This window comes from Planococcus sp. A6 (assembly GCF_028823615.1).
Classification (GTDB): Bacteria; Bacillota; Bacilli; order Bacillales_A; family Planococcaceae; genus Planococcus.
Genome location: NZ_JAPEHT010000195.1, coordinates 1 through 4,022, shown reverse-complemented (window position 1 = coordinate 4,022; position 4,022 = coordinate 1). Strand labels below are relative to the sequence as shown.

6 protein-coding genes and 1 riboswitch are annotated in these 4,022 nt (G+C 49.8%); of the genes, 3 read left to right on the top strand and 3 right to left on the bottom strand.

Annotated elements, in window-relative coordinates:
* Nucleotides 1–14: 14 nt before the first annotated feature.
* Nucleotides 15–953: an NADP-dependent oxidoreductase gene (locus ON064_RS17405; RefSeq protein WP_274625766.1), complete on the bottom strand. Its 939-nt coding sequence runs from the start codon at nt 951–953 to the stop codon at nt 15–17.
* A 105-nt stretch (nt 954–1,058) separates the two neighbouring features.
* Nucleotides 1,059–1,102: riboswitch (PreQ1 riboswitch) on the top strand.
* Between the two features lie 8 nt (nt 1,103–1,110).
* On the opposite strand from ON064_RS17405, the gene queC reads away from it, so the two are divergent.
* From queC to queE, 3 genes are read left to right on the top strand one after another with little or no spacing between them, the layout of a single operon-like run.
* On the top strand, nt 1,111–1,773 hold the full coding sequence (gene queC / locus ON064_RS17400; RefSeq protein WP_274625765.1) for a 7-cyano-7-deazaguanine synthase QueC: 663 nt from the start codon (nt 1,111–1,113) through the stop codon (nt 1,771–1,773).
* On the top strand, nt 1,770–2,192 hold the full coding sequence (gene queD, locus ON064_RS17395; RefSeq protein WP_274625764.1) for a 6-carboxytetrahydropterin synthase QueD: 423 nt from the start codon (nt 1,770–1,772) through the stop codon (nt 2,190–2,192). Before queC ends, queD begins: the two co-directional genes overlap by 4 nt.
* Nucleotides 2,189–2,896, top strand: a complete 708-nt coding sequence (gene queE / locus ON064_RS17390; RefSeq protein WP_274625763.1) for a 7-carboxy-7-deazaguanine synthase QueE — start codon at nt 2,189–2,191, stop codon at nt 2,894–2,896. Before queD ends, queE begins: the two co-directional genes overlap by 4 nt.
* Nucleotides 2,897–2,947: 51 nt before the next feature.
* Here queE and ON064_RS17385 read toward each other — a convergent pair whose 3' ends face one another.
* Together ON064_RS17385 and ON064_RS17380 are read right to left on the bottom strand one after the other, a co-directional pair.
* On the bottom strand, nt 2,948–3,277 hold the full coding sequence (locus ON064_RS17385; protein WP_274625762.1) for a zinc ribbon domain-containing protein YjdM: 330 nt from the start codon (nt 3,275–3,277) through the stop codon (nt 2,948–2,950).
* Nucleotides 3,278–3,366: 89 nt separating this feature from the next.
* Nucleotides 3,367–3,786 (bottom strand): universal stress protein, encoded by a 420-nt coding sequence (locus tag ON064_RS17380; protein WP_274625761.1) that lies wholly within the window; start codon nt 3,784–3,786, stop codon nt 3,367–3,369.
* Between the last annotated feature and the right edge of the window lie 236 nt (nt 3,787–4,022).

Sequence of the window (4,022 nt, the reverse complement as noted above, 5' to 3'; positions counted from 1 at the left end):
TGCTTTTACTATGATCATTTTTTCACTTGAATAACGATTTTCCCTCTGGCATGGTGGGATTCGCTTAATTCATGCGCTTCCCGGACGCCTTCTTCCGTCAACGGATAAAGGTGGCCGACTTCCGGCTTCACTTCGCCGCTGACGAACAAATCGCCCAATTTCTTCAATTGCTGGCCATTTGGCTCAAGCCAGAAACTGCTGACGTCGATGCCGAGCTTTTCTGCTTGTTCTTCATCGGGCTGTCCGGCTATGCTGACAAGCCTGCCGCCGCGCTTCAATACGCCGTAACTTTTTTCGAGCGTTTCGCCGCCCATCGTATCCAATACGAAATCAAAATCCTCCAGCACTTCCGAGAAATCCTCTTCCCGATAATCGATGACGCGGTTCGCGCCAAGGGAAGTGACAAGTTCATCGTTTTTATCGCTTGCGGTCGTCGCTACATAGCAGCCGATGCTGTTGGCGATCTGGATCGCCATGCTTCCGACGCCGCCAGCACCTGCATGAATCAGCACGCGATCGCCTTTTTTGATATGCCCGATCTCCACCAGGCATTGCCATGCAGTTAGCCCAGTCAATGGAATCGCTGCACCTTCCTCGAAACTCATGCTTTCTGGCATGCGCGCCAGCAGATTTTCATCAACCGGGACGAATTCTGCATACGTCCCTTGACGTGTGGTATCCGGACGCGCAAAAACCCGGTCGCCTGGATGATAATGCTTAACCTCATCGCCTACTTCTTTGACGACTCCTGCAACATCCCATCCGAGAATGATCGGGAATTCCCATGGCAGCATTTCTTTCAAATAGCCTTCCCTCAGCTTCCAATCAATCGGGTTGACTGAAGTTGCGTGAACTTCCACCAACACTTGATGCGCTGAAATGGCTGGCGTTTCCACTTCTCGTTCTTTCAGTTGCTCTTTTCCTCCATACTGGTCAATGACAATCGCTTTCATCTGCACCCACTCCTCCCTTTTACCACCTGTATACCCTGACACCATTTTGCTACACCTGAAAAATCACAGGAACTTGCCTAATTATGCTATTATGGTAACTGTTTCATAAAAGAGGTTCGCAAACTCCCTCTCTAAAAAACTAAGGAGCTGTATTTAAATGAAAAATGAAAAAGCAGTCGTTGTCTTCAGCGGCGGGCAAGATAGTACCACTTGCCTATTTTGGGCGCTGGAACAATTCAGCGAAGTGCTCGCCGTCACTTTCGATTACGGCCAGCGCCATGCGCAGGAAATCGACCATGCAAAACGCATTGCAGAAACGCTCGGCGTAACATTGCAAGTGCTCGACATGGGGCTCATCAATCAATTATCCGCCAACGCTTTGACACGCGATTCGATTGAAGTCGAAGAGCAAAAGGAAGGGCCGCCTTCCACATTCGTTCCCGGACGCAATTTATTGTTCCTGTCTTTTGCGGCGATTTACGCCGATGCATTCGGCGCACGCCACCTCGTGACCGGTGTCAGCGAGACGGATTTCAGCGGTTATCCAGATTGCCGGGATACCTTTATCCGGTCGCTCAATGTCACGCTCAACTTATCGATGGATAAGCAATTCGTCATCCATACGCCGCTCATGTGGCTCGACAAGGCAGGCGTCTGGGAATTGTCCGACGAGCTTGGCGCATTCGAGTTCGTCCAGACCGAAACCTTGACCTGCTACCACGGCATTCCAGCAGCGGGCTGCGGAACTTGCCCGTCTTGCGTGCTGCGCAACCAAGGCTTGCAGACCTACCTTTCCAAAAAAGAAGGTGCGAAATCTTGATGCAGCAATTCTACCCTTCCGTTCAGCATCCCTATAGCTTTGAATTAAATAAAGACATGCATTTTTCCGCGGCGCATTATATCCCGGCCGATGAAGCCGGTAAATGCGCGAAAATGCATGGCCATACTTACCATTTAAATATCACGATTGCCGGCGACCACTTGAACAGCACCGGTTTTCTTATCGACTTCAAGCAATTAAAAGACTTGATCCATAAACGCTATGACCACAGTGTTTTGAATGACCACCCGGAATTCACAGAGACTTTCCCGACGACCGAGCAGCTCGCCCAACAAATACACAAGTTGATCCAAGACACGCTCGACCGCTCAGACAATAAGCCGAAATGCATCCAAGTCATCGTCCGGGAAACCCCGACAAGCTATGTCATTTACCGGCCAAAAGAGGTGTCTTCATGAAGATCCCTGTAATGGAAGTATTCGGCCCGACGATCCAAGGCGAAGGCATGGTCATGGGCCAGAAGACGATGTTCGTCCGGACCGCCGGCTGCGATTATTCCTGTTCGTGGTGCGATTCCAAATTCACTTGGGACGGCACCGGAAAAAGTACTGCGATGACCGCAGATGACATTGTCCGGCAGCTCGAGGCGCTTGGTAAAGACGCCTTTTCTCACGTCACCATCTCCGGAGGCAACCCGGCACTTCATAAAGGCATCGCGGAACTGGTCGCATTATGCCAAGAAAAAGGTTGGCGTACAGCTGTCGAAACGCAAGGCAGCATCTGGCAGGACTGGCTCTTGGAAATCGATGAAGTCACCGTCTCCCCAAAGCCGCCGAGTTCTGGCATGATTCTGGACTATTCCCAGCTCGATGCGATGCTCGGCAGGCTGTCGTCATCTCAAGCCAGCCTGAAAGTCGTCGTTTTCGATGAAGCGGATTTCTTTTTCGCGGAGCAGCTCCACCTGCGCTATCCGTCATTCCCATTCTTTTTGCAAGTCGGCAATGACGACACGCAGACGACCGAAGACGACAAACTGGTCCAGCATCTGCTTGGTCGCTATCAATGGCTGATCGACAGGCATTTGGTTTCCGCCCCTCTCAATGATGCTAAAGTGCTGCCGCAGCTCCACACATTGTTATGGGGCAATAAGCGCGGCGTATAAATTGCAATAACAAAATCGGTTTTTATGTTGATGCACTTAATACTTAAAGGATCAGGCTTTTTTCACAAACTGCGATTTCAGCTGCATCGCGCCAAATCCATCGATTTTGCAATCGATATTATGGTCTCCATCCACAAGCCGGATGCTTTTGACTTTTGTGCCGATTTTCAAGGGGTTGGAACTGCCTTTCACTTTCAAATCCTTGATGATTGTAACAGCGTCGCCATCCTGCAAAATATTTCCTACGGCATCGCGCACTACTTCTTCTTGTGGTTGTTCAGCCGGGTTCCATTCATGGGCACATTCCGGGCAGACCGCCATTCCCGCATCTTCATACGTATACTCAGAACCGCATTTCGGGCAATTTGGTAACTCCATCATCTATCTACTCATCTCCCATAATTCGCGATGCTTCTTGCACCAACAGATGTACTTAGTATACCAAATCACCGAGGCGCATAGGACGGCTTTTATCTAACCACCAAGACGGGGCATTCTGCATGATTGACAACCTTATGGCTGACACTGCCGAGCATCACTTCACGGATTGGCGACAGCCCCCGGCTTCCTATGACAAGAAGGTTGTATTGCTTGTCTTTCGTCATCTGAACGATAGCAGGTCCCGGAATGCCGTGCAGCACTTCGATACGATGGAATATTTTCTCCCTATCAAGCATTTCGGTTACCGGCTGGATCTTTTTCCGTCTCGCCAAATCGAATTCCATCGCCGAAGCGTCGTGGATTACTTCATTCTCATCTTCCTTGTAATCGGAAACATAGACAACTGTCACTTCCGCCCCTTCTACTAGGCTGGCAATCTTTACCGCTTCCCTGGCTGCGCGGATGGAGTTTTCCGAACCATCTACTGCCAATAAGATTTGCTGATACATACTCCCACTCCTTTCAAGCTGGTCGTTCTCTTGCCTCTTTACGCTATTCGCCGTTTGCTTGAAAGTTCCTGCCTTTTTAAGAGTGCCGAAGAAATCTATGGTATCCAATGAATTAAAAAGGGATTAGCTTTTATATATTCAAAGCACATTGTCCTATCCGAGTATTTGGAGAAGCGTTTGCTCGACTCCTGTGGGATTAGCGGGTTTGAGAGACCCCGCAGGAACGCAGTGACGAG